The organism is Achromobacter aegrifaciens (assembly GCF_902859735.1).
In the GTDB taxonomy this organism is placed as follows: domain Bacteria; phylum Pseudomonadota; class Gammaproteobacteria; order Burkholderiales; family Burkholderiaceae_B; genus Achromobacter; species Achromobacter aegrifaciens.
Map to the genome: position 1 here is coordinate 1 of NZ_CADIJY010000010.1, position 22,709 is coordinate 22,709.

General features: G+C 66.6%; 20 protein-coding genes and 6 tRNA genes. 6 read left to right on the forward strand and 20 right to left on the reverse strand.

All coding sequences use genetic code 11. The annotated features are described in order from the left end of the window. Positions 1 to 2,381: DUF748 domain-containing protein (locus tag HV766_RS22670; protein ID WP_175181890.1), on the forward strand; the 2,381-nt coding region annotated here is incomplete at its 5' end. Between the two features lie 63 nt (positions 2,382 to 2,444). Further along, on the forward strand, positions 2,445 to 3,323 hold the full coding sequence (locus HV766_RS22675; protein WP_175181891.1) for a dienelactone hydrolase family protein: 879 nt from the start codon (positions 2,445 to 2,447) through the stop codon (positions 3,321 to 3,323). Between the two features lie 966 nt (positions 3,324 to 4,289). On the opposite strand, the gene HV766_RS22680 is transcribed toward HV766_RS22675, so the two are convergent. Continuing rightward, the gene (locus HV766_RS22680; RefSeq protein WP_175163597.1) at positions 4,290 to 4,712 is read right to left on the reverse strand and encodes a hypothetical protein; all 423 of its coding nucleotides are present in this window, start codon (positions 4,710 to 4,712) and stop codon (positions 4,290 to 4,292) included. Between the two features lie 245 nt (positions 4,713 to 4,957). Between HV766_RS22680 and HV766_RS22685 the strand changes: the two genes are divergently transcribed. Beyond that, on the forward strand, positions 4,958 to 5,461 hold the full coding sequence (locus HV766_RS22685; protein WP_054451571.1) for a peroxiredoxin: 504 nt from the start codon (positions 4,958 to 4,960) through the stop codon (positions 5,459 to 5,461). Between the two features lie 86 nt (positions 5,462 to 5,547). Then, the gene (locus HV766_RS22690; protein WP_054451570.1) at positions 5,548 to 6,930 is read left to right on the forward strand and encodes an MFS transporter; all 1,383 of its coding nucleotides are present in this window, start codon (positions 5,548 to 5,550) and stop codon (positions 6,928 to 6,930) included. Positions 6,931 to 6,946: 16 nt separating this feature from the next. On the opposite strand, the gene HV766_RS22695 is transcribed toward HV766_RS22690, so the two are convergent. From HV766_RS22695 to HV766_RS22735, 9 genes are all read right to left on the reverse strand, one after another. Further along, positions 6,947 to 7,822, reverse strand: coding sequence for an EamA family transporter (locus tag HV766_RS22695; protein WP_175181936.1), 876 nt, complete (start codon positions 7,820 to 7,822; stop codon positions 6,947 to 6,949). Further along, the gene (gene bioB, locus HV766_RS22700) at positions 7,819 to 8,838 is read right to left on the reverse strand and encodes a biotin synthase BioB (protein ID WP_054452235.1); all 1,020 of its coding nucleotides are present in this window, start codon (positions 8,836 to 8,838) and stop codon (positions 7,819 to 7,821) included. The genes HV766_RS22695 and bioB overlap by 4 nt, the downstream gene beginning before the upstream one ends. Positions 8,839 to 9,083: 245 nt before the next feature. Next, complete coding sequence (locus HV766_RS22705; protein ID WP_175181892.1) at positions 9,084 to 10,577, reverse strand: PAS domain S-box protein; 1,494 nt, start codon at positions 10,575 to 10,577, stop codon at positions 9,084 to 9,086. A 215-nt stretch (positions 10,578 to 10,792) separates the two neighbouring features. Continuing rightward, a tRNA-Asp gene (locus tag HV766_RS22710) sits at positions 10,793 to 10,869 on the reverse strand. Positions 10,870 to 10,940: 71 nt separating this feature from the next. Further along, positions 10,941 to 11,016, reverse strand: a tRNA-Glu gene (locus HV766_RS22715). Positions 11,017 to 11,055: 39 nt separating this feature from the next. Beyond that, positions 11,056 to 11,131: transfer RNA gene (locus HV766_RS22720), tRNA-Ala, on the reverse strand. A gap of 102 nt (positions 11,132 to 11,233) precedes the next feature. After that, a tRNA-Asp gene (locus tag HV766_RS22725) sits at positions 11,234 to 11,310 on the reverse strand. Positions 11,311 to 11,374: 64 nt separating this feature from the next. Continuing rightward, positions 11,375 to 11,450, reverse strand: a tRNA-Glu gene (locus HV766_RS22730). Between the two features lie 39 nt (positions 11,451 to 11,489). Beyond that, a tRNA-Ala gene (locus HV766_RS22735) sits at positions 11,490 to 11,565 on the reverse strand. A 353-nt stretch (positions 11,566 to 11,918) separates the two neighbouring features. Here HV766_RS22735 and HV766_RS22740 point away from each other — a divergent pair. Further along, positions 11,919 to 12,974, forward strand: a complete 1,056-nt coding sequence (locus HV766_RS22740; RefSeq protein WP_175181893.1) for an aldo/keto reductase — start codon at positions 11,919 to 11,921, stop codon at positions 12,972 to 12,974. Positions 12,975 to 12,981: 7 nt separating this feature from the next. Here the strand turns inward: HV766_RS22740 and lnt are convergent, their stop codons facing one another. The 5 genes from lnt to miaB form a co-directional block, all read right to left on the reverse strand. After that, the gene (gene lnt / locus HV766_RS22745) at positions 12,982 to 14,610 is read right to left on the reverse strand and encodes an apolipoprotein N-acyltransferase (RefSeq protein WP_175181894.1); all 1,629 of its coding nucleotides are present in this window, start codon (positions 14,608 to 14,610) and stop codon (positions 12,982 to 12,984) included. Then, entirely contained in the window at positions 14,607 to 15,497 is an 891-nt protein-coding gene (locus HV766_RS22750) for a CorC family transporter (RefSeq protein WP_054451565.1), read from the reverse strand. The genes lnt and HV766_RS22750 overlap by 4 nt, the downstream gene beginning before the upstream one ends. 237 nt (positions 15,498 to 15,734) lie before the next feature. Further along, positions 15,735 to 16,208, reverse strand: a complete 474-nt coding sequence (ybeY, locus tag HV766_RS22755) for an rRNA maturation RNase YbeY (RefSeq protein ID WP_175181895.1) — start codon at positions 16,206 to 16,208, stop codon at positions 15,735 to 15,737. Beyond that, a complete protein-coding gene (locus tag HV766_RS22760; RefSeq protein WP_054451563.1) occupies positions 16,198 to 17,223 on the reverse strand; it encodes a PhoH family protein in 1,026 nt (341 codons plus the stop codon). Before HV766_RS22760 ends, ybeY begins: the two co-directional genes overlap by 11 nt. Then, the gene (gene miaB / locus HV766_RS22765; protein WP_054451562.1) at positions 17,220 to 18,653 is read right to left on the reverse strand and encodes a tRNA (N6-isopentenyl adenosine(37)-C2)-methylthiotransferase MiaB; all 1,434 of its coding nucleotides are present in this window, start codon (positions 18,651 to 18,653) and stop codon (positions 17,220 to 17,222) included. Before miaB ends, HV766_RS22760 begins: the two co-directional genes overlap by 4 nt. Before the next feature lie 171 nt (positions 18,654 to 18,824). Between miaB and HV766_RS22770 the strand changes: the two genes are divergently transcribed. Beyond that, positions 18,825 to 19,586, forward strand: coding sequence for a phosphatase PAP2 family protein (locus HV766_RS22770; protein WP_175181896.1), 762 nt, complete (start codon positions 18,825 to 18,827; stop codon positions 19,584 to 19,586). 190 nt (positions 19,587 to 19,776) lie between these two features. Here the strand turns inward: HV766_RS22770 and HV766_RS22775 are convergent, their stop codons facing one another. The 5 genes from HV766_RS22775 to HV766_RS22795 all read right to left on the reverse strand — a co-directional run bounded on the left by HV766_RS22775 (position 19,777) and on the right by HV766_RS22795 (position 22,606). Further along, positions 19,777 to 20,487, reverse strand: a complete 711-nt coding sequence (locus HV766_RS22775) for an alanyl-tRNA editing protein (protein WP_175163586.1) — start codon at positions 20,485 to 20,487, stop codon at positions 19,777 to 19,779. A 50-nt stretch (positions 20,488 to 20,537) separates the two neighbouring features. Next, on the reverse strand, positions 20,538 to 21,215 hold the full coding sequence (locus HV766_RS22780) for a VOC family protein (protein WP_054451560.1): 678 nt from the start codon (positions 21,213 to 21,215) through the stop codon (positions 20,538 to 20,540). A 70-nt stretch (positions 21,216 to 21,285) separates the two neighbouring features. Then, positions 21,286 to 21,891, reverse strand: coding sequence for an ATP-dependent Clp protease proteolytic subunit (locus HV766_RS22785; protein ID WP_054451559.1), 606 nt, complete (start codon positions 21,889 to 21,891; stop codon positions 21,286 to 21,288). Positions 21,892 to 21,935: 44 nt separating this feature from the next. Beyond that, positions 21,936 to 22,295, reverse strand: a complete 360-nt coding sequence (locus HV766_RS22790) for an SRPBCC family protein (RefSeq protein ID WP_054451558.1) — start codon at positions 22,293 to 22,295, stop codon at positions 21,936 to 21,938. Next, positions 22,292 to 22,606 (reverse strand): ArsR/SmtB family transcription factor, encoded by a 315-nt coding sequence (locus HV766_RS22795; RefSeq protein ID WP_054451557.1) that lies wholly within the window; start codon positions 22,604 to 22,606, stop codon positions 22,292 to 22,294. The genes HV766_RS22790 and HV766_RS22795 overlap by 4 nt, the downstream gene beginning before the upstream one ends. Between the last annotated feature and the right edge of the window lie 103 nt (positions 22,607 to 22,709).

A 22,709-nucleotide genomic window follows, 5' to 3' on the forward strand; every position in this document is an offset into this window, starting at 1 on the left:
CCGCCGCGGGAGCGTCCGCTGCGGGAACGCCCGCCGCGGGAGCGCCCGCCGCTCCGCCCGCCACGACTCCGGCAGGAACCCCGGCCGTGGACGCCGCCGCGCCTCAGCCGGCGCCCGCGCCCGCTGAATGGAAGGTCGAGCTGGATGCCTTCAATCTGCACGAAGGCGAGGTCTACGTCACCGACGCGGTCAGCAAGCTGGACTACGTGATGACCGGCCTGGCCGCGACGGTCGAGGGCGTGGCCCTGCCGCAGGTGTCCGGCCAGCCCATCAATTTGTGGCTGACCATGGACAACAGCACCGACGGCGGCTGGCTGCGCGCCAAGGGGCCGCTGGTCCTGAAGCCGCTGTCGCTGGAACTGGGCGTGCGCTTGGGCAACATTGCGCTGGCGCCCCTGGCGCCGGCCGTGCGCAACGCGGCGCCGATCGCGCTGCTGGATGGCCGCCTGGCCGCCAGCGCGCAAGTTCATGTGAAGGAAACGAACGGCGCGGTGGATGCATCCGCCAGCGCCGTGCAGGCCGACCTGACCCAATTCAAGGCCCGAGACGAATCCCTCAAGCCCGCCGTGGACATCGCGCTGCAAAGCCTGCGCGTGACCGCCGACCGCCTGGCCATGGGTCCGGGCCAGAGCAATTTCACCCTGGCCGCCGCCGGCATCCAGGGCAATGGCAAGCTCGATCTCAAGGGCGCGTTCACGCCGCAGCCGCTGACGGTGAAAACCTCCGTGGACCTGTCGGAACTGAACGTCGCGTCCTTTGCGCCCTATGCGGCCTCCAGCCTGAACGCCACGGTGCGCGCCATCACGCTGGGCGCCAAGGGCAACGCGGAGTTCGCCGCCGCGGCCGGTTCGGCGCCGATGAAGGCCAGCTGGAAGGGCGGCGTCGAAGTCACCGGCGTGGACCTGCAGGACCGAGTCAACAAGGATGACTTCCTGAACTGGAAGCGCCTGGGCTTTACCGGCATGGACATCTCGGTGGCGGGCGACAAGATCGGCGCCAAGCTGGGCGACATCGCGCTCGAGGATTTCTACGGCCGCGTGCTGCTCAACGCCCAAGGCCGCCTGAATGTCATGGACCTGGTGGCGGCTCCCGGCCAGGCCGGGGGCTCCATCACCCAGGACACCCAGACGCCCGGCCGCAGCGCCGCGCCGCCACCCGCCGCGCCCGCCGCCAAGGGGGGCGGGGGCATGCCGGACATCTCGGTTAACAGCGTCACCTTGAACCGCGGCCGCATGACCTTCACGGACCGCTTCGTCAAGCCCAACTACGTGGCCGAGCTCTCCAGCATCGAAGGTTCGATCACGGCGGTGTCGTCCACCAATCCCCAGCCCGCCAAGGTCAAGGTTACCGGGCGCGTCTACACCACCGCGCCGCTGTCGATCAGCGGGGTGGTGCAGCCTTTCGCCAAGTACCTGTCGCTGGACCTGAAGGCTTCGGCCAAGGGCGTGGACCTGCCGCGCTTCAACACCTATTCGGCCAAGTACGTGGGCTACCCCATCAAGCGCGGCAAGCTCTCGGTGGACCTGGAATACAAGATCAAGGACCGCGCGCTGCAAGCCACCAACCATGTGGTGCTGAACCAGCTGACCTTCGGCGACAAGACCAACAGTCCCGACGCGACCAAGCTGCCGGTGCTGCTGGCCGTGGCCTTGCTGAAGGACTCGCGCGGCAACATCGACATCAACCTGCCGATTTCCGGTTCGCTGGACGATCCGGAGTTCTCGGTGGGCGGCATCGTGGTGCGCGTGCTGCTGAACCTGGTGGTCAAGGCGGTGACTTCGCCCTTCAGTCTGCTGGCCTCGGCCTTCGGCGGCGGGGAAGAACTGTCCTACGTGGAATTTGCGCCTGGCAGCGCGGCGCTGACCGAGGACAGCCTGCAGCGCATCGACACGCTGACCAAGGCGCTGACGGACCGTCCGGCCCTGAAGATGGACATCAGCGGCCGCGCCGATCCCAAGACCGACATGGAAGGCCTGCGCCAGGCCTGGGTCGACGCCAAGATCCGCGCCGCCAAGGCCGCGGACGTCGCGCCGCGCGGCAAGAAGCCGAACCCGGCCGGCGTCGAGGTCTCGGGTGCGGAGCGCGCCAAGTATCTGGAAGAGGTCTACGACGACACGGACATCAAGGACAAGCCGCGCAACTTCATCGGCATGTCCAAATCCGTGCCGGCGGCGCAGATGGAGGAGATGCTGCGCAGCGTGGCGCCGGTGGGCGACGAGCAGTTGCGCCAACTGGCCGATGCGCGCGCGCAGGCGGTTTATGAGAAGCTGCAAGCCCAGGAAGGACTCGCGGATCGCGTGTTCATCGTTGCGCCGCAACTGGACGCGGATGGCATCAAGGACGAGGGGCAACCCTCGCGCGTGGACTTCTCCCTGAAGTGAACCAGGCTGGTCCGGAAGGCGGCGTCCAGCCGCCCCTGCCAGCTTTTTGCCAGGAGATTCTCGATGAATGACCAGGACGCGCACTTCGACAGCCTGCTGCCGCCCCTGCGGCTGAACCGGCGGGGTTTCATGGCCACCACGGTGGCGACGGGGTTTTCGCTGGCGGCCGGACAGGCCGTGGCGCAGACCACGATCACCACGGACGTCAACGGCCTTGTCGCCGGCAAGGTGGACATCCCGGTCAAGGACGGCAAGATGCCGGCATACCGCGCGGCGCCCAAGGGCAAGAAGGACCTGCCCACGATGCTGGTGGTGTCGGAGATTTTCGGGGTGCACGAGTACATCCAGGACGTGTGCCGGCGGCTGGCCCACCAGGGCTATCTGGCCATCGCGCCCGAGCTGTTCGCGCGCCAGGGCGATCCGTCCAAGTACACCGAGATCCCCAAGTTGCAGGCGGAAATCATCGGCAAGGTCCCGGACGCGCAGGTGATGTCCGACCTGGACTCGACCGCGGCCTGGGCCACGTCCAACGGCGGCAATCCGGACCGGCTGGGCATCGTGGGCTTTTGCTGGGGCGGCCGCCAGGTCTGGCTGTACGCGGCCCACAACCCGAAGCTCAAGGCCGGCGCGGCCTGGTACGGCCAGTTGGGCGGGCAGCCTTCGGAACTGAAGCCCAAATCGGTGCTGAGCCAGGTGAACGACCTGAAGGCGAAGGTGCTGGGAGCCTATGGCGGCAAGGACGCCGGGATTTCGATGGCGGACGTGGACAAGATGCGGCTGGAACTGGCGCAGGGGCCGGCGGCGGCGAAGGCTTCGCGGATCGATGTGTATCCGGACGCGCCGCATGCGTTTCATGCGGATTATCGGCCTTCTTATCGGAAGGCTGAGGCGGAGCAGGCTTGGACGCGGATGTTGGATTGGTTCAAGCAGAACGGGCTGTGATCTTCGTGGGTTCGTTTGGGTCTTCTTGGGGCTTGTTGGGCGCTATGAGTGCGCACGAGTCTTCGTAGGTCCCACGAGTCTTCGTAGGTCGCCCGTCGTCGCGGGCGGCGTGGCGGCTCGCGCCCACGATTGCGGTCCGGAGCGTTCGCTCCGGACTCCCCCGTCGTCATCTTCGTCAAGGCCTTCGGCCTTTCCTTCAGATTCCCTTGGGCGCATCGAGGTTGCGAGCCGCCACGCCGCCCGCGCCGACGGGCTGCGTGCGTCTTGGCTTGTTGCGTTGCTAGAGCTGTGGTCGGCGGAGAGTCTTGGGCTGCCCGTATTAATCGGCCGCGCGGGCGGCCGATTAATACATACGTCATTATTTGAAGTGTGATTGTGATCGCTGGCGCGCATGCCTCGATTGGATTTCTTCTGGCGTCGCCGTCAGGGGGGAGGGGCGGTGATGGGTGGCGCGCGGCGGGCAGCCGTTTGCGCATGAAGACCCGTACGCGCGCCACCCATCCGGCTTTGGAGTTCAAGTGGCGATTGACTTGCCAACGGGCTTTGATGGGCCGTCATGAAAAAGTGCCCGTGATATCCACGATCACTCCCCACCAGCGCGCAGCGCCATCGGGAATCGCAAGACACCGCGTAAGCCCCCAGAGGCCGCCCGCGCGGCCGGCCGGGGGCGGGCCCCGCAAGATCCATCGCCAAACCCCACCGGCGGCGAGAACCCTAAGCACACCGTTCGTCCTCGGGGCCAGGAAGTTTCAACCAGCAGAGCCAGTCGCGGCGGCGGGGCCAGAGGCGCGGGGCGTCGATAAGCCCGAGGGAATCTGAAGGAACCGCCGAAGGCGGTGACGAAGATGACGAAGGGGAAGTCCGGAGCGAAGGCTCCGGACCGCAATCGTTGCCCCGCGGCTCTGGCCCCGCCGCCGCGACTGGCGTCTCAAGAAGCTGAACCTTCAGAAACAGAAACAGAACCTGCTACTGCGCCTTCTCCCCCGGCAACCCATCACTAACCTCCGCCAACGCCCTCTTCATATCCTCATACTCCATCACCCTCTCCCCCTGAAACCCGCCCAACACCCCCCGGCACCCGTCCACCCCCGATCGCTTCATCTCTTCCATCATCGCCGTTCCCTGCGCCTGTCCCTTCTGGAACAGCCCGTCATACCCGCCCGAAGGAAAGCCATATTCCTGCGCATACTGCAGCAGGTTCTTGCGGGCCGTGGCCTGGTGCTGGGCCAGATCGGGTTCGGAAGCCCCGCAGGCGCGGGCGGCGCCGTTGGAGGCGCCGGCTGCGATGACGAAGGAGTCGTATTGGGCCTGTTCGGCGGCATCGGGAGCCGCCCAGGCCGTGGCGGCCGAGGTCAGCGCCAGGGCCAGGCCGGTCAAGATCTTGCGCATCGATGAATCTCCGCTAGATGCCCGCCAGCCGGCAGCGCGGCGTGCGCGGGCGGTGATTGCAACCACAACATTATGGCAATCAGCCGTTTCGCGCCCGTGTAGCCTTGGTGTGGAGTCGTTTCAGACTGTGCATCTTTCTTTCCCTGACGCTGGCTGGCCAGCAAGGCGGCCGCGCAGGAACTATGATGGAGCCTGTGGGGCGCTCCTGCCCCAATGCATTGCCCCTATTCCTCCTGGAGATCTACATGACGATCAAAGTCGGCGATCGCGTGCCGGACGGCACCCTGACCGAATTCATCGAAACCGAAACCGCCGGCTGCTCGCTGGGCCCCAACGCGTTCCAGGTCGCCGACCTGACCCGCGGCAAGACCATTGCGCTGTTCGCCCTGCCGGGCGCCTTCACGCCCACCTGCTCGGCCAAGCATCTGCCGGGCTATGTGGAACAGGCTGCGGCCCTGAAGGCCAAGGGCGTCGATGAAATCTGGTGCGTGTCGGTCAACGACGCGTTCGTCATGGGCGCCTGGGGCCGCGAGCAGAAGACCGAAGGCAAGGTCCGCATGCTGGCCGACGGTTCCGCCTTGTGGACCAAGGAACTGGGCCTGGAGCTGGACCTGATCCAGCGCGGCATGGGCGTGCGCTCGCAGCGCTACTCGGCCCTGATCGTCGACGGTGTGGTCAAGCAGCTGAACGTCGAAGGCCCCGGCAAGTTCGAAGTCAGCGACGCCGCCACGATGCTGTCGCAAGTCTGATCCCACGCAGTTCCTGTTTTACCGCTTAGCGCAGCGGGCCGCTTTCGTGGCCTGTTGCGCTGCCGCCAGCAGCGGTTGCCGACGCCATGCTCGCCACCATTTCCTCCTTTTCGTCGCTTTACTTCGCGACCTTGCTGATGCTCATCGGCACGGGTCTGTTCAACACCTATATGGGGCTCAGGCTGACAGCGCAGTCTGTCAGCGAGGTGTGGATCGGCGCCCTGATCGCCGGCTACTACCTGGGCCTGGTGTGCGGCGCCCGCCTGGGGCACAAACTCATCATCCGCGTGGGCCACATCCGGGCGTTTGTCGCCTGTGCGGCGGTGGCCACCAGCATGATCCTGGCCCAGACGCTGGTCGAATCCATGCCGCTGTGGCTGGTGTTCCGCGTCATTTCGGGCATCGTGATGGTGACCGAATTCATGGTCATCGAAAGCTGGCTCAACGAGCAGACCGAAAATCACCAGCGCGGGCGCGTCTTCTCCGTCTACATGGTCGTGTCCGGCCTGGGCACCGTGCTGGGCCAACTGGCCCTGACGGCCTATGCCACGCTGGACCTGCGGCCGCTGACGCTGGTGGCCATGTGCCTGGTGCTGTGCCTGGTGCCTATCGCCGTCACCGCGCGCTCGCACCCGCCCACGCCGCTGCCGGCGCCGCTGGACATACGCTTCTTCATGCGGCGCGTGCCGCTGTCGATGACGGTGTTGTTCGTGGCCGGCAACCTTTCCGGCGCGTTCTATGGCCTGGCGGCCGTCTATGGCGCCAAGCATGGCCTGTCCACCTCGCAGGCGGCGATTTTCGTGGCCGCCGCAGTGACCGCCGGCCTGCTGTCGCAATGGCCCATGGGCTGGCTTTCCGACCGCATCAACCGCGCCGGTCTGATCCGCTTCAATGCGCTGCTGCTGGTGCTGCTGCCGGTGGTCATGTGGGGCTGGATCGTGCTGCCGTACTGGGCGCTGGTGGCCATGTCCTGTGTCTTCGGCGTGCTGCAGTTCACGCTGTACCCGCTGGGCGCGGCGTTCGCCAACGATCACGTGGAATCCGAGCGCCGGGTCAGCCTGTCGGCCGTGCTGCTCATGACCTACGGGGTCGGTGCATGCGTGGGGCCGATGATTGCCGGGGTGCTGATGTCCCTGGCCGGCCCCAGCATGTACTACGTGTTCATCTCCGCCTGCGCCTTGATCCTGGTCTGGCATGTGCGTCCCACGCGCGTCACCGGTGCGCATCAGGTGGAAGAAGCGCCCACGCATTTCGTGCCCATGCCGGACACGCTGCAGAGCTCGCCCGCCGCGGCGGTGCTGGATCCGCGCGTGGATCCAGCAACCGACATCGCCATGGAAATGGTGCAGCCCGAAGTGGCGCCGGTGGCAGCCACTGAGCCGCCCGCTGCGGAACCGCCTGGCGATGCCGCGGCGGATGTGGCGGACGACGCGGCCGAAGACGGCCGCCAGAGGCGCACCGGCACCTGAGGCCGGGGTCGCGTCCTTACCAGGGCGCCATCAGCACGATGGCAGCCAGCGCCAGCGCGATGCCCAGCAGGTTCAGCCGGGTCAGCGGTTCGCGGAAGGCCAGTGCGCCGACCAGCGTGCCCAGGGTGATCACGCCCATGTTCATGGACGCGAACACCAGCGCGGGGTGCTCGGGCAGCGACTGGTGCGCGCGGATGTAGGTCAGGATGTTGCCGAAGTTCGCCAGTCCCAGCGCCGCACCCGCGGCCAGGTGCCGAAGCTGGCAGCGCACCCGGCGCCACAGCAGGTAGCAGAGCATCAGCACCCCGGCGATGAGGAAGGCCAGCAGCAGCCCGCCCGCGAAAGCGGTGCCCGCGCGCGCCATCTGCTTGAACAGGATGTCGATGACGCCATACCCCACCCAGACCACCAGCGGCCACAGCCACATGGCGCGGCTGCTTGCGGCCGTGTCCTCGCCCGGCGTCTGCGCGCGGGGGGCGCGGCGCAGCAGGCAGTACAAGGCGCTGGCGGCCAGCAGGGTCGCGGCCAGCTTGCGGCCGCTTACCGGTTCGCCGAACAGCAGGAAGGCCGCCAGCAGCGGGATGAACAGGGACAGGCGCTGCGCCGCGTCGCTGCGCACGATGCCGGCATGGCGCACGGCCGCCGCCATCGCCAGGAACACGCTGGGCAGCAGTACGCCCAGCGCGGCCAGCACCAGCCACGGCGTCTGTGGGGTCAGCAGCGCCGTCGGGTCCGGGCGCAGCACGGCCCAGCAGAGCAGGGCGGCTACCGCATAGTTCATGGCGATGGCCTGGCGCACGTCGACTTGATAGCGCCGCGCCAGCTTCAGCAGCACGGCCACGGTGACGCTGCAGGCGACGCTGGCCAGCAGGTAGAGGAGGCCGGGAGTCAACGGCATGCCGTGGCGTCGTGGTGCGTGTGCTGGGCGGCGTCGATGCGCATGCCCAGGCGCTGCAGCAGGCGCTGGTCGGCTTCCATCTGCGGATTGGCCGTGGTCAGCAGGGCGTCGCCGTAGAACATGGAGTTGGCGCCCGCCATGAAGCACAGGGCCTGCAACGCGTCATCCATGGCTTCGCGGCCGGCGGACAGGCGCACGGCCGCGCGCGGCATCGCGATGCGGGCCACGGCAATGGTGCGCACGAACTCGAACGGGTCCAGGGCTTCGACGCCGGCCAGCGGCGTGCCTTCCACCTGCACCAGGTTGTTGATCGGCACGGACTCGGGATAGGGCTCCATGTTGGCCAACTGGGCGATCAGGCCGGCGCGCTCGCGGCGCGATTCGCCCATGCCGACGATGCCGCCGCAGCACACGTTGATGCCGGCGTCGCGCACCCGGTCCAGCGTGTCCAGCCGGTCCTGGTAGGTGCGGGTGGAGATGATCTTGCCGTAGAACTCGGGCGAGGTGTCGAGGTTGTGGTTGTAGTAATCCAGGCCGGCGCTCTTGAGCTGTTCGGCCTGGCCCTCGCGCAGCATGCCCAGCGTGACGCAGGTCTCCAGGCCCAGGGCCTTCACCGCGCTGACCATCTCGGCCACCGCCTCCAGGTGGTGCGGCTTGGGGCTGCGCCAGGCGGCGCCCATGCAGAAGCGCTGTGCGCCGCCTTCCTGGGCCTTGCGGGCCGCTGCCACCACGTCCGCCAGGGGCATCAGCTTGTCGGCGTCCAGGCCGGTGTCGTAGTGCGAGGACTGCGGGCAGTAGGCGCAGTCCTCGGGACAGCCGCCGGTCTTGATCGACAGCAGGCTGGACAGCTGGATGGCGTTGGGATCGAAATGAGCGCGGTGCGTCTGCTGCGCCCGGAACACCAGATCCATGAACGGCAACTCGTAGAGCGCCATGATGTCGGCGGCGCTCCAGGCGGGGGCGGCGGTCGGTTTGGCGACGGTCGGGACGGGAATGTAGGCGGTCTGCACGGATGGGCTCCTTTCGGTCTTGCGGGGATCGCGCCGCTTGTCGGGCAAGGGCAGGATCGGCGGATCGTAAGAAGCTGCGCAGGGTTTGCGCAATGCAGGCTGCGTGGCCGAAATTAACGGCCTGTTGCTGTGATTTTTGTGGGAAATGGAAGATTTTGAGGGGCGTCGACTTCTAAGTGGCGCACATCTTCGGGGACGCCGGGCAGTCGTTTATTTTGAATCAAATTGTAAATAGTCGGGGGGTGTCAGCCCTTGGCGCGCTTGTTTCGCGTCTGCGCCTGTTCATGCCCGGTGATGCCGCGGTCGCGCGCCCACACAATGGCCGCGCTGCGGCGGTGCACGCCGATCTTGCTGTAGATCGTGGCCACGTGGTTGCGCACCGTGTTGCGCGACAGCTTCAACTGCCGGGCAATGCCCTCGTCGTCATGGCCTTGACACATCAGGCCCAGCACCTCGCGTTCGCGGGAAGTGAGCTGCGCCAGTTCTGCCACGTCGCGGGTGGCGGGCGCCGGCTCACGCAGTTGCGCCAGCTTTTCGATGACGCTGCGGCTGAACCAGGAAGTGTCCTGCATGACGGCCTCGATCGCCGTCAGCAGTTCCGCCTCGGAGCGCTTGCGTTCCGTGATGTCCTGGACCGCCAGCAGTACGCGCGGCTGCCCGCCGATAGTCACGGGTTCGGCCGACAGCAGGCAATCCAGCCGGCTGCCGTCCCGGGCAGCCAATGCCACCTCGCGGTTGCGGGCGCTTTCACCGCGCTTGAGGCTGGCCTCCAGATCTTCGGCGAGCTGGAGCCCCAATCCGGTCAGCGTCTGGCCTATGCCGTCCTGCGCAGAGGCGCCGGCGGCCGTGGCAAAAGCGTCGTTGAGGTCCAGCGCCAGCAGGGTCTCGCCCTCGCAGACGGCCATGGGCACGGGCGCGAGGCGGAATGTCTTGGAGAAGCGTTCCTCGCTTTCGCGCAGGGCCAGTTCGGTGCGCTTGCGGGCCTCGAGGTCGATGAAGGTGAACAGCATGCATGGCTCGCCCTGCATGTCGATGGGTTGGCCCGCGACGATGACGAACTTCACGCTGCCGTCCGCCAGTTTCAACGCGCCCTCGCGCTGCGCAATGGTCTGCCCCTCGTTGAGGCTGGCGATCGCGTTGTCCTTGTCGTCGCCGCCGTCCAGCACGTCCAGCTCATAGGCCGACCTGCCCACGATGGCGTCGCGTGCATAGCCGGTCATCTCCAGGAAGCCCTGGTTCACCTTCACATAGCGCAGGTCGGACAGGCGGCAGATGAGGGCGGGCGCGGGATTGGCGCCGAAGGCGCGCTCGAAGCGTACTTCGGCATTGATCTGCTCAGTCTGGTCATGCAGGATCAGGACGCGGTAGTCGGTCCCGTCGCTGCCGTCCAGGTTCAGACCGCTGGCGCGTATGTTGCGCAGGAACGCGTCATCGTCCTTGCGTTCCAGGTCCAGCAGCAGTTCGTCGAACGGCTCGGCCGCGGCCAGCAGGTCCAGCGGATATTGGCGCGCTGGCACGCGGTGATGATTGCGGTAGCTGAGGCTGTAGCGCTTGCGGTAGCCGGCTGGCGTGCCGCCCAGTTCATCCAGGTTATCGGTGCCATGCAGCTTGAGCGCGCTGGCATTGGCCCAGGCGATGGCGCCGTCCGCTTCGAGCAGGATGATGCCTTCGTTCAGGCCTGCGATGATGCGTTGCAGATGCTGGCGGTGCGGATGGGGAGCGGCGGCGTTCGCGGTCACGTAGTCCTCTTCTTTTCGCAGGGCACGACGCAAAGAGAATGAAGGCGCACTGAAAGGCTGTCCAGATGGCGAAATGGACGAGTCTGAGCGTAGGGGGCAATGGCGGGGAAGATGGCTGCCGCTAGATGATGCGGGCCGGAATGCAAAAAAGCTCCGGAAACCGGAGCTTTCTATGGCTGGCAAGGCCGAGGCGCTTGCGAACTGCGTGATGTGCTTGGCGGAGCGGACGGGGCTCGAACCCGCGACCCCCGGCGTGACAGGCCGGTATTCTAACCAACTGAACTACCGCTCCGCAGCGGTTTACTCTGACTTCTTCAATGCACTGCGGTGTCAAGGCAGTTTGGTACTACATGCCAGAAAGACTGGCGTCCCCTAGGGGATTCGAACCCCTGTACTCACCGTGAAAGGGTGATGTCCTAGGCCTCTAGACGAAGGGGACCTGAACAAAACAGAACTACTTTACTACCGTACTGCTTACTGGTGGAGGTAAGCGGGATCGAACCGCTGACCTCTTGCATGCCATGCAAGCGCTCTCCCAGCTGAGCTATACCCCCCAGGATCCTCGATGCCCCAAACTACAGACAACAAGGTCTCACACTATATAAAGCAAAAAAGCCCCGAAAACGGAGCTCTTGAAAGACTCTGAGCGAGAGCTTTGGCGGAGCGGACGGGGCTCGAACCCGCGACCCCCGGCGTGACAGGCCGGTATTCTAACCAACTGAACTACCGCTCCGCAGCGGCGTACTCAACTACATTGTCACTTCAACTGCATCACTACATACTGCTGCCAGAAGAACTGGCGTCCCCTAGGGGATTCGAACCCCTGTACTCACCGTGAAAGGGTGATGTCCTAGGCCTCTAGACGAAGGGGACTTGGACTTGCAAACTGGTACTGCATCCTTCGCCGTTGACTGGTGGAGGTAAGCGGGATCGAACCGCTGACCTCTTGCATGCCATGCAAGCGCTCTCCCAGCTGAGCTATACCCCCGTCTTTCTAATCAGCCCGTTCAACGTTTTACGAAACCGAACACACGTTTTACCGAGTGCTTTTTCGTAGTTCGTTGCCGGTTTTGTTTAGTGCCGTTGGCGAAGAAACGAGATTATGCACGAACTAAATTGGGTGTGCAAGTCGCGATGAGGCAAAAAGCTAAAAAGTCGTGAAAAAAAGGGGGCTGGAAGGCATTTTAGGGCCGATTTTGCGCTTTTATTGCTCAGCTTGAGCTAGCGTGATTGATGCAGAAATCAAGTAAATCAAAGACTTGTGAGAATGCTATCGTGAGCGGAAATTTTTTTCGTCGATCCGGCATTTTTTGCGCCGGACCCGCACACACGGACATCGCCATGAGCAGCAAGACTTCGTTCCCCACACGCCCGCTGGGCCAGAGCGGCATGGACATCACCCGCATCGGGCTGGGCGCCTGGGCCATCGGCGGCAGCGGTTGGGCGGTGGGGTGGGGGCCGCAGGACGACGCCGATTCGGTGGCGGCGATCCGCCGGGCCGTCGAGCGCGGCATCAACTGGATCGATACCGCGGCGGTGTACGGCCTGGGGCATTCCGAGGAGATCGTGCGCCGCGCGCTGGCGCAGATGGCGCCTGACGCCCGGCCTTACGTGTTCACCAAATGTGGCCTGACCTGGTCTGCGGAACAGCCGCAGGCGATGCCGCGGCGCACCGGCGCGCCGGCGAGCATCCGGCGCGAAATCGAAGATTCGTTGCGCCGGCTGGGCGTCGAACGCATCGATCTCTATCAGATGCACTGGCCGGCGGGCGATGGCACGCCGCTGGAGGTGTACTGGCAGGAACTGCTGGATCTGAAGCGGGAGGGCAAGGTCAGGGCGGTGGGCCTGTCCAACCACAATCTTGCCCAGCTGCAGCAGGCAGAAGCGCTGGGGCATGTGGATACGCTGCAGCCGCCGTTTTCGGCCATTCAGCGCGCCGCGGGCGCGGAGCTGATTCCGTGGTGCGAACGTAACGGCACGGGCGTGATCGTCTACAGCCCGATGCAGTCCGGCCTGCTGACCGGCGCCTTCAGCGTGGAGCGCGCCCATGCTCTGCCGGCGGATGATTGGCGCGCGCGCAACGCGGAGTTCGCCTCGCCCGGCATCGAGCGCAACCTGGCGCTGGCCGATGCGTTCAAGCCCATCGCCGAACGCCACGGCGCCACGGTGGCGGCCGTGGCGGCGGCCTGGACGCTGGCCTGGCCGGGCGTCACGGGCGCGATCGTGGGCGCCCGCAGCGCGGCTCAGGTGAATGGACTGCTGGGCGCAGCGTCGCTGGAACTGGATGGCGATGACATGGACGCCATCGCGGACGCGATCGAGCGTACCGGCGCCGGAAGCGGGCCGCTGCGCCCGCCCGGGGAGAGCGGGGCGCTGCCGGCGAATCTGTTCGCTTGAGGGCGCCTCAGGCGCGACGCGTCTTGCGGCCGCTGCCGAACGCGGCGATCAGCGCCAGGCCGATCAGGGCCAGTGCCGTCTTGTCGCCAAAGCGGGCGTATGGCGTCAGCCCCGTCATGCCTTGCACGGCCACCGGCAGCACACCGGCCTGCAGCGGCGCGAGCTGGGCCGCGACGCGGCCTTTGGCGTCAATGGCGGCGGTGATGCCGGTGTTGGTGGAGGTCAGCATGGGCCGCGCCGTTTCCATGGTGCGCAGCCGGCCGATTTGCAGATGCTGGCGCAAGGCCCAGGAGTCGCCGAACCAGCCCAGGTTGCTCACGTTCACCAGTATCGTCGCGCCCGGTTCGCCGTTGGGGCCGGGTTGCAGCGCGGGCAACAGGTCGGGGCCGAACAGGTCTTCGTAGCAGATGTTGAACGCGATGTGCTGGCCGCCGACCGCGAAGGGCGTCTGGCGTACCGCGCCGCGATCGAAGTCGCCCAGCGGAATGTTCAGCATGTCGACGAACCAGTGGAATCCGGGCGGCACGTATTCGCCCCAGGGCACCAGGTGGCGCTTGTCGTAGCGCATGGCGGTGGTGCCGGCCACGAGCTGTTCGACCGGGGTATTGCCGTCAAAGCCCATGACGCTGTTGGTGTAGCGCTCGCGGCCATTGACGCGGTCGTGCAGCGGCACGCCCATGGCGATGGTGGTATTGCGCTGGGCGGCCAGGTCGCGCCAGACCGCCCAGACGCGCGGATCCAGCTGGTCCTGGAAGATGGGCAGCACGGTTTCCGGCAAGATGATCAACTGCGGCTCGGGCACGCCGGGAGCCGGCGGCATGGCTGCCAGGTCCAGGTGGCGCACCAGGCTCTGGTCGAGCAGGGCGGGGTCGAACTTCTGCGACTGCTCGATGTTGCCCTGGACCAGGCGCACGTTCAGCGGATCGCCGGACGGCGTGGACCAGTCGATGCGGGACAGCGGCCAGCCAGCGGCGGCCAGGGCCAGCGCGATACCGGCGGCCAGGGCGTGGCGCGAGCCAGTCCCGCTTTTGCGCGAGGGCTGCCAGAGGCTGGCGAGGGCCGCGGCGACGAAGGCGGCCAGGAAGGCCATGCCGTGCACGCCAAGCAACGGCGCCCAGCCTGCGATGGGGCTATCGACTTGCGCGTAACCGATATTGAGCCAGGGAAAGCCCGTAAGCAGCACGGCGCGCAGCCATTCGAAGGCCGCCCACATCGCAGCCCAGGCCAGCGTGCCCGACAGTATGCGGGAGGGCGGAGAGCCCGGCTCCAGCGGCGCGTAGCGGCGCGCCAGCGCGCTGGCCGTGGCCGGGAACAGCGCCAGGAAGGCCGACAGCGCCAGCACCGCGGCCACGGCCAGCGGCGCGGCCAGATCGCCGTAGCGGTGCAGGCTGATGAAAATCCAGTAGAGGCCCAGCGAGTAGCTGGCGAAGCTGAACAGCCAGCCGCGCAGCCAGGCCTGTTTCGCCGAGGGCGCATACAGGGTCACGCGCGCAACGATGGCCAGCATCAGGACCTGTGTGGCCGCCAAGGCCCAATCCGGCAGGGGACCGGGCGAAAAAGTCAGGGCGTGCGCGGCGCCCGCCAGCACCAGGCCGGCGGCGCCGCGCAGTTTATGGCTGCGCGGGGACTGGGTCATGCGTCTTCGGAGGAGCGGGGGGCTTGGGGTGCGGCGTTGCGCTTGACGCGCAGCCAGATGGCGCGGCGCGCGTCGCCGCGGGCCACTTCCAGGCGCAGGCCGTCGAATTCGGCGATGTCGCCGCGGCGCGGGATGCGGCCCAGCTGTCCGCCCATCCAGCCGCCGACGCTGTCGTACTCGTCGTCGGGCAACTGGCAGCCGAACACGTCGTTGAAGTGCGAGATGTCGGTGGCCGCCAGGACGCGCCACTGGTTTTCGCCTTCGGGGAAGATCGAGTCTTCCTCGGTTTCGTCGAATTCGTCTTCGATATCGCCGACGATCTGTTCCAGCACGTCTTCCATCGTCACCAGGCCGGAAATGCCGCCATGCTCATCGATGACGATGGCCTGGTGGTTGCGGCTGGCGCGGAACTCGTGCAGCAGCACGTTCAGGCGCTTGGATTCGGGGATGAAGACGGCGGGCCGCACCAGCGTGCGCACCTCGATGCCGGGTTCCAGCATGCAGCGCAGCAGATCCTTGGCCAGCAGGATGCCGATGATGTTGTCGCGATCGCCTTCGTAGACGGGGAAGCGCGAGTGGGCGGTCTCGATGACCGAGGCGACCAGGTAGGGAATGGGCTGCGTGACGTCCAGCAGATCCATGCGCGAACGCGGGACCATGATGTCGCCCACGGTGCCTTCGGACACGGCGAGCGCGCCCTTGATCATCTTGTAGGATTCCGCGTCGAGCAGTTGGCGTTCGTGCGCGGCTTCCAGAACGGCCTTGATGCCTTCGCGGTCCTCAGGCTCGCGGCGCACGAGGGAAAGCAGGCGGTCTAGAAGGGATTTGGCGGCAGGTTTGGAGGAGCGAGCAGGCGTCGCTTCGGGAGCAGGATAAGGGTCAGACATCGTCCGGGAGGACAAGTTATGGAGGGCCCAGCATAACCGATACTGGCCTGCAATTTGTAACGGCGGCCCTCAAAATGAGGGGAACCGCCGCCATCTGCGCCTTGCTGGACGCCATTTTGCGGCAATTTTTGCCGCCGGGCCGCCCCAAGGCAAAAATCGCCCCCTCGGGGGGCAGCAAGCGCCTAAGGCGCGCAGCGTGGGGGCCAATTTTTCTCAGGGTTGACCCGAGTCCGCGCGTCAGGCTGCCACGTAAGGATCGGCGATGCGCATGGCGGCCAGCGTGGCGGTCTCCAGGGCCTCCATGCGCTTGGCGTCGCGGGCCTTGATGTGGTCGTAGCCCAGCGCGTGCAGCACGCCGTGGATGGTGAGATGGGCGGCGTGGTCCAGGAGCGCCTTGCGCTGTTCGCGGGCCTCGCGCACCAGCACCGGCACGCACATGACGATGTCGCCGCGCGCAACGCCCAGCGGATCCACGCCGTATTCGAAGGTCAGCACATTGGTGGCATAGTCGCGGCCGCGGAAGTCGCGGTTCAGGCGCCGGCCTTCGGCCGCGCCAACCAGCCGCAAGCTCAGCTCCGCCGCGGAAAACGCGACCAGGCCGTCGTCGGCCGCGCCCGCCAGCGCGCGTTCGGCCCAGCGGCGCAGGCGCCAGCGGGGCAGGCGGGCTTCCTCGACGCCGTATTGCACGGACAGGGACAGTTCAGGTTTCATCTTCGGCGGCGCGGTCGTAGGCGTCGACGATGCGGGCGACCAGGGGATGGCGCACGACGTCTCGGCTGGTGAATCGGGTGGTGGCGATGCCCTGCACGTCGTGCAGCACCTTCACCGCATGCGCCAGGCCGCTGTCCTGGCCACGCGGCAAGTCCACCTGCGACGGGTCGCCGGTAATGACCGCCTTGCTGCCGAAGCCGATCCGCGTCAGGAACATCTTCATCTGTTCCGGCGTGGTGTTCTGCGCTTCGTCCAGGATGACGAAGGCGTGGTTGAGCGTGCGGCCGCGCATGTAGGCCAGCGGCGCGATTTCGATGGTCTGCTTTTCGAACAGGCGCTGCACCTTTTCGAAGCCCATCAGGTCGTACAGCGCGTCGTACAGCGGGCGCAGGTACGGGTCCACCTTCTGCGCCAGGTCGCCGGGCAGAAAGCCCAGGCGTTCGCCGGCTTCGACCGCGGGGCGTGTCAGCACCAGGCGTTGCACGGTGTCGCGCTCCATTGCGTCGATGGCGCAGGCCACGGCCAGCCAGGTCTTGCCGGTGCCGGCGGGACCGACGCCGAAGGTGATGTCGTGCTTGAGGATGTTGTTCAGGTAGTCGCGCTGGCGCGGCGTGCGCGGACGCAGGTCGCTGCGCTTGGTGCGCAGGGCGATGCTGTCGCTTTCGTCGTCCAGGGCGGGCAGCGGGTCGGCCTCGCGGGCCTGCTCTTCCTTCAGTTCCTGTTCCTGCCGCCCGACGCCGATCTCGACCAGCCCGAGCTGGATGTCGTCGACCGACAGGGCGCGGTGCACGGCCTGTTCGTGGAAGCGGCGCAGTATCCGGCCGGCGAGTTCCGCGAGTTCGCCTTCGATGGTGACTCGGCTGCCGCGGCGCGAGAGCTTGACGTTCATGCCGTCGGCCAGCTGCCGCAGGTTTTCGTCCAGCGGGCCGCAGAGATTGGCCAGATGGGTGTTGTCGCCGTCCAGGGTGACGACGATGGGCATGCTGCGGCGGGCGCGGGAGCGGGGAGTGGTCATTCGGCCTCTTGGGGAGTGCGGTCCACGTCGGCGACCCGGGCGCGCAGCGAATTGGTGTGCGCTTCGGTGATGATGACGTCGACCATTTGTCCGATGAGCCGCGCGGGCGCGGCGAAGTTCACGATGCGGTTGTTCTCGGTGCGGCCCATCAGTTCGTTCGGGTCGCGGCGCGAGGGGCCTTCGACCAGCAGGCGCTGGCGCGTGCCGACCATGTTGCGGGCGATCGTGGCCGCCTGCTCGTTGATCAGCGCCTGCAGGCGCTGCAGGCGGCGCAGCTTCACGTCTTGCGGCGTGTCGTCGTGCAGGTCGGCGGCGGGCGTGCCCGGGCGGCGCGAATACACGAACGAGAACGAGGTGTCGAAGCCGACGTCCTCGATCAGCTTCATGGTCTTTTCGAAGTCTTCCTCGGTTTCGCCGGGAAAGCCCACGATGAAGTCCGAGGACAGCGTCAGGTCGGGGCGGGCGGCGCGCAGGCGGCGCACCACCGACTTGAATTCCAGGGTGGTGTAGCCGCGCTTCATGGCCGCCAGCACGCGGTCGCTGCCGGCCTGCACCGGCAGGTGCAGGAAGGACACCAGCTTGGGCAGGCGGGCGTAGGCGTCCACCATGCGCTGGGTCATTTCCTTGGGGTGCGAGGTGGTGTAGCGGATGCGCTCGATGCCCGGGATTTCGTGCACGTATTCCAGCAGCATGGCGAAGTCGGCGATCTCGTCGCTGTCGGTCATGCGGCCGCGGTAGGCGTTGACGTTCTGGCCCAGCAGCGTCACTTCCTTCACGCCCTGGTCGGCCAGGTCGGCGACCTCCACCAGCACGTCCTCGAAGGGGCGCGAGACTTCCTCGCCGCGCGTGTAGGGCACGACACAGAAGCTGCAGTACTTGCTACAGCCTTCCATGATGGAGACGAACGCCGTGGCGCCGTCCACGCGGGGCGGCGGCATGTTGTCGAACTTTTCGATCTCGGGGAAGCTGATGTCCACCTGCGAGCGGCCTTCGTCGCGGCGGCGCTTGATCAGGTCGGGCAGGCGATGCAGCGTCTGCGGACCGAACACCACGTCCACGTAGGGCGCGCGCTTGACGATGGCTTCGCCTTCCTGGCTGGCCACGCAGCCGCCCACGCCGATCACCAGGTTGGGATTGGTCTTCTTCAGGTGCTGCACGCGGCCCAGGTCCGAGAAGACCTTTTCCTGCGCCTTCTCGCGCACCGAACAGGTGTTGAACAGGATGACGTCGGCGTCTTCCGGGTTGTCGGTGAGTTCCAGGCCCTGGTCGCCGCGCAGCACGTCGGCCATCTTGTCCGAGTCGTACTCGTTCATCTGGCAGCCGAAGGTGCGGATGTACAGCTTGCGGGGGGAGCCGGCGTCCGCGGCGGGGAGGGCGGCGCTGGCGCCGTCGGGCGCGGCGTCGGCGCGCTTGAGGGTGGTTTCTTGCATGATGGTCGCCGTGACGGGTGTAGATCCCGGGGGCAGAGAATGGTAGGAAACCCGGGATTTTAACCCTTGCCCGCATTTGCTTCTTGGTCTGGCGCGCGCAGGCCGTTACGATAGCGTGCTGGGCTGATTTTGCAGCCCAGGAACGTTTCTCATTTCCCGATAGCGGTATCGATGAACAGCAATCCCCTGACGCCTTCGGCGGCCGCTCCCGTATCCGACGCCTCAGCCAGCCTCACGCCGGACCAGTTCCGCAACCCCTTTTCCGCGCTGACCTGGGTGCTGCTGGGCTGCGCCCTGGCGCTGGCCGCCAGCGCGTGCGCGTTGTGGGTGGACCTGCCGCTGGCGGTGTGGATCAAGCAGTCGGTATCTGAAGGCGTGAACGAATCCTTCGAATGGATCGGTGAACTCGGCGAAAGCGGCCCTTATATCGGCGTGGCGCTGGCCTTCTACGTGATCGGGTTGGTCGGCCTGGCGCGCGGCTGGCGCAATCCTGTGCGCATGAGCTACGCCAGCATGGCGCGCGGCAGCCTGCTGATGCTGTCGACCCTGGCGGTCGGCGGACTGGTGGTGCTGGTGCTCAAGCGTTCGGTGGCGCGGGCGCGTCCCGAGCTGTTCTTCGAAAAAGGCATCTACGGGGTGGGCGAGTCGTTCTCGCGCGCCCAGCTGTACAACTCCTTCCCCTCCAGCCACACCTATGCGGCATTTGCCGTGGCAGTGGTGCTGGGCATCCTGGCGCCGCGCTGGCGCTGGGTCTTCCTGCTGCTGGCGGCGCTGGTGGCGATGAGCCGGCTGGTCAACCTGGACCACTATCTGTCGGACGTGATGACGGCCGCGGGCATTGCGGTGCTGGTCGGGCACGTGCTGGCGCCCCGTGTGCTGGGCGCCGGATATCAGTGGCCTCTGCGCGCGCCCTGGCGCTGGTGGAAGAAATAAGGTCTGCTGTTGCGGACGTTGGGTTGTGCTTCGTAGGTCGCCCGCGACGACGGGCTACGTGCGTCTTGGCTAGTTGCGCTGCTGGAGCTGTGGTCGGGGGCGAGTCGTGGGCTGCCCGTGTTGTTCGGCCGCGCGGGCGGCCGAACAACACATACATGATTCCGGCCAGGGGCGGGCTCCAGACTACGCCTTACGCGAAATTCACCACCACGCGCCGGTTGGTGCGGCTCTTTTTCTCGATCTTCGTAACGATCACCGCGCCGATCTCGCCGGTGTTGGCCACGTGCGTGCCACCACAGGGCTGGCGATCCACGCCCGGGATTTCGACGATGCGTATGCTGGCGGTGCCGGCCGGGGGCGCAGCGCCCACGGTACGCACCAGGTCGGGTTCGGCGGCCAGTTCCTCGGGCGTGATGCAGTTGATGCTGACGCCGGTGCGGGCCTGGATCAAGGCGTTCAGGCGTTCGGTCAGGTCGGCCTTGTCCAGCGTGGATTCGGGCAGGTCGAAGTCGACGCGCGCGGAGTCGGGTGAAATGCTGCAGCCGGTCACGGGGGCGGGCACCAGCGCGCCCAGCAGATGCAGACAGGTGTGCAGGCGCATGAGGCGGTGGCGCCGCGGCCAGTCGATGGTCACCGAGACGCGGTCGCCCACTTGCGGTGCGATGCCGCCTTCCAGCACGTGCAGGATGCGCTTGCGGTCTTCGGCGTAGACGGTGTCGGCAAGCGTCAGCGCGCGGCCGTCGGCCAGCGTCAAAGTGCCGCTGTCTCCCGCCTGGCCGCCGCTGCGCGCGTAGCAGACAGTCTCGTCCAGTTCGACGCCCTCGGGGCTGACCGCGATCACGGTGGCCTCGCATCGGTCCAGGTAAGGGTCTTCGTCGAATCGCTTGCGGGTGGCATTCATGTAAAGGGTCTCCGGATGTTCTGGTTTTTTTTGCAAGGCGGGGCGGACGATCAGGCCAGGATCTTCAGGCCACCGGCCGTTTCGATCTGTGCGCTCAGGCGGGGCGGGCCGTCGACCTGTTCCACCTGGATCAGGTGGTCCGCGCCCAGCCAGGCCAGCCCTTGGCGCAGCAGCCCGGCCTGCGGATGGCTGCCGGACAGTTGCTTGAGTGTGAGGTGCTGGCGCGGCAGGCTGACGCCGGGGTAGTCGGCCACGTCCCACTGGATCAGCGTGGGCAGCAGACCGTCGCCGGCCGCATGGCCCGCTTCGCGCCAGGCGGGCAGGCTGCCGTCGTCGGGCACCGTCAGCCGCCAGCGCAACTGCCCGCGTTCCATGGGAATGGCGGGCGGGATGCGTGCGGGATGCTCCGCCTGCATACGCGTCAGATCCAGCGGCGCTTCGACCCGCGCCGCCCAATGCGCCAGGTAGGGACCCTGGGCGATGCGGGCGCGGACGGCGTCCTGATCCAGCCCGAACCAACGTGGCCGCGCAGGCGCCGGGGCCTGAGGATCGATGGCGATGACTTCGAGGTAGATGCCGCCGGCCATGCCCAGCACCCGGTTGTGGGTGCCCATGCGCGGATGCGCGCCGCCGCCCGAGGGGGCGATGCCGAGCAGTGCTGCGACGTATTCGGTGCCGCTGTCCAGGTCCGCGGCGGCGATGACGAGGTGATCGATGACGAGTTTCATGGTCCGGCTATGGTAGCGAATCCGCGCGGATCCGTACCCGTACAGCGCGACGGGGGCGGGCGGTACAGTGTCAGACGCCCAGGTCCCGGCGCTTCAGCACCCGGTCTATCAGGCCCCATTCCAGCGCTTCCTCCGCGCTCATGTAGCAGTCGCGGTCCAGTGTGCGCTCTACGTCTTCGTAGCTGCGTCCGCAGTGCTGGGCGTAGACGCGCGTGACGCGGTCCTTGGTCCTGCGCATTTCCTCGGCGTGGATGAGCACGTCCGAGGCCTGGCCCTGGAAGCCGCCTAAAGGCTGATGCACGTGCACGCTGGCATTGGCCAGCGCGCATCGTTCGCCGGGTTCGCCCGCCATCAGCAGGAACGAGCCCATGGAGCGCGCCGTGCCCATGCACAGCGTGTGCACCGGCGCAGTGATGAACTGCATGGTGTCGTACATGGCCAGGCCGCTGGTGATGACGCCGCCAGGGGAGTTGATGTAGAGATGGATGGGCTTGGTGGGGTTCTCGGATTCCAGGAACAGCAGCTGGGCGCAGACCAGCGCCGACACCGAGTCGTTGACTTCGCCGTTCAGGAAGATGATGCGGTCGCGCAGCAGTCGCGAATAGATGTCGAAGGACCGCTCGCCGCGGCCGGACTGCTCGACCACCATGGGTACGTATTGCATCACGTCCTGCATGGACGAATCTCCTGGGTTGCGATTGCCTTGCGCTTGGGCCGGGTTCAGGCGGCGCGCATGAGGAAGGGGCCGGCGTCGTTGGCGGCTGGGCGCCCGCGGCGTTCGAACCGCGCGTCGTCCAGCGCGTGGATGATGCGCAGGAGCGTGCGGCCGTCGGCGACGGGCCGGATCTGGAAGGTCACCAGGCTTTCGAGGAAAGGCGGCTCCTCGTCGCGCATGCGGTATTGGATTTCTTCGGCAGGCGTCGCGTCCGCGGGTTCGGCGCTGGCCAGCGCCCGTCCAGGCAGCCATTGCTCGCGGAATTCGGGGATGCTGATGGCGCGCCAGACTTTTTCGGGCGGCGCGTCGAGTTCGTATTCGAGCACGATGTCCTGGGGCGGGTCTTGCGGCGCGGTCGGCTTCATTGGTCCATGTCCTTGAGCAGGGCGTTCAGGGCTTCGATGCGGGCCGGCCAGTAGGCGCGGTACTTCGCCAGCCATCCGGCGATGAGCGCAAGCCCGTCGGGGTCGACTTCATAGTTCACGAAACGGCCTTGTTTTTCCTCGCGCACCAGGCGGGCCTTGCGCAGCACCGCAAGGTGCTGCGACATGGCTGGCTGGCTGATCTCCATGCCGACGCGCAGGGCGCTGGCGTTCATGCCGCCGGCGGCGAGCTTTTCGAAGATGGCACGGCGGGTCGGATCGGCCAGGGCCTTGAAGATGTCGGTTTCGAGCATGACAATACATTAGTCAATACTTATGTATTGGTCAAGCGGAAAGCACCCTGTGCGCGTCCGAGAGCCATTTGCGATCGCGGCTGGCACAATGGCGCCGGACCTG

Bases quoted from the DNA above. Each gene is read 5' to 3' on its own strand.
- HV766_RS22675 (WP_175181891.1), top strand. From the start codon at position 2,445: ATGAATGACCAGGACGCGCACTTCGACAGCCTGCTGCCGCCCCTGCGG.
- HV766_RS22680 (WP_175163597.1), bottom strand. From the start codon at position 4,712: ATGCGCAAGATCTTGACCGGCCTGGCCCTGGCGCTGACCTCGGCCGCC.
- HV766_RS22685 (WP_054451571.1), top strand. From the start codon at position 4,958: ATGACGATCAAAGTCGGCGATCGCGTGCCGGACGGCACCCTGACCGAA.
- HV766_RS22690 (WP_054451570.1), top strand. From the start codon at position 5,548: ATGCTCGCCACCATTTCCTCCTTTTCGTCGCTTTACTTCGCGACCTTG.
- HV766_RS22740 (WP_175181893.1), top strand. From the start codon at position 11,919: ATGAGCAGCAAGACTTCGTTCCCCACACGCCCGCTGGGCCAGAGCGGC.
- lnt (WP_175181894.1), bottom strand. From the start codon at position 14,610: ATGACCCAGTCCCCGCGCAGCCATAAACTGCGCGGCGCCGCCGGCCTG.
- HV766_RS22750 (WP_054451565.1), bottom strand. From the start codon at position 15,497: ATGTCTGACCCTTATCCTGCTCCCGAAGCGACGCCTGCTCGCTCCTCC.
- ybeY (WP_175181895.1), bottom strand. From the start codon at position 16,208: ATGAAACCTGAACTGTCCCTGTCCGTGCAATACGGCGTCGAGGAAGCC.
- HV766_RS22760 (WP_054451563.1), bottom strand. From the start codon at position 17,223: ATGACCACTCCCCGCTCCCGCGCCCGCCGCAGCATGCCCATCGTCGTC.
- miaB (WP_054451562.1), bottom strand. From the start codon at position 18,653: ATGCAAGAAACCACCCTCAAGCGCGCCGACGCCGCGCCCGACGGCGCC.
- HV766_RS22770 (WP_175181896.1), top strand. From the start codon at position 18,825: ATGAACAGCAATCCCCTGACGCCTTCGGCGGCCGCTCCCGTATCCGAC.
- HV766_RS22775 (WP_175163586.1), bottom strand. From the start codon at position 20,487: ATGAATGCCACCCGCAAGCGATTCGACGAAGACCCTTACCTGGACCGA.
- HV766_RS22780 (WP_054451560.1), bottom strand. From the start codon at position 21,215: ATGAAACTCGTCATCGATCACCTCGTCATCGCCGCCGCGGACCTGGAC.
- HV766_RS22785 (WP_054451559.1), bottom strand. From the start codon at position 21,891: ATGCAGGACGTGATGCAATACGTACCCATGGTGGTCGAGCAGTCCGGC.
- HV766_RS22790 (WP_054451558.1), bottom strand. From the start codon at position 22,295: ATGAAGCCGACCGCGCCGCAAGACCCGCCCCAGGACATCGTGCTCGAA.
- HV766_RS22795 (WP_054451557.1), bottom strand. From the start codon at position 22,606: ATGCTCGAAACCGACATCTTCAAGGCCCTGGCCGATCCGACCCGCCGT.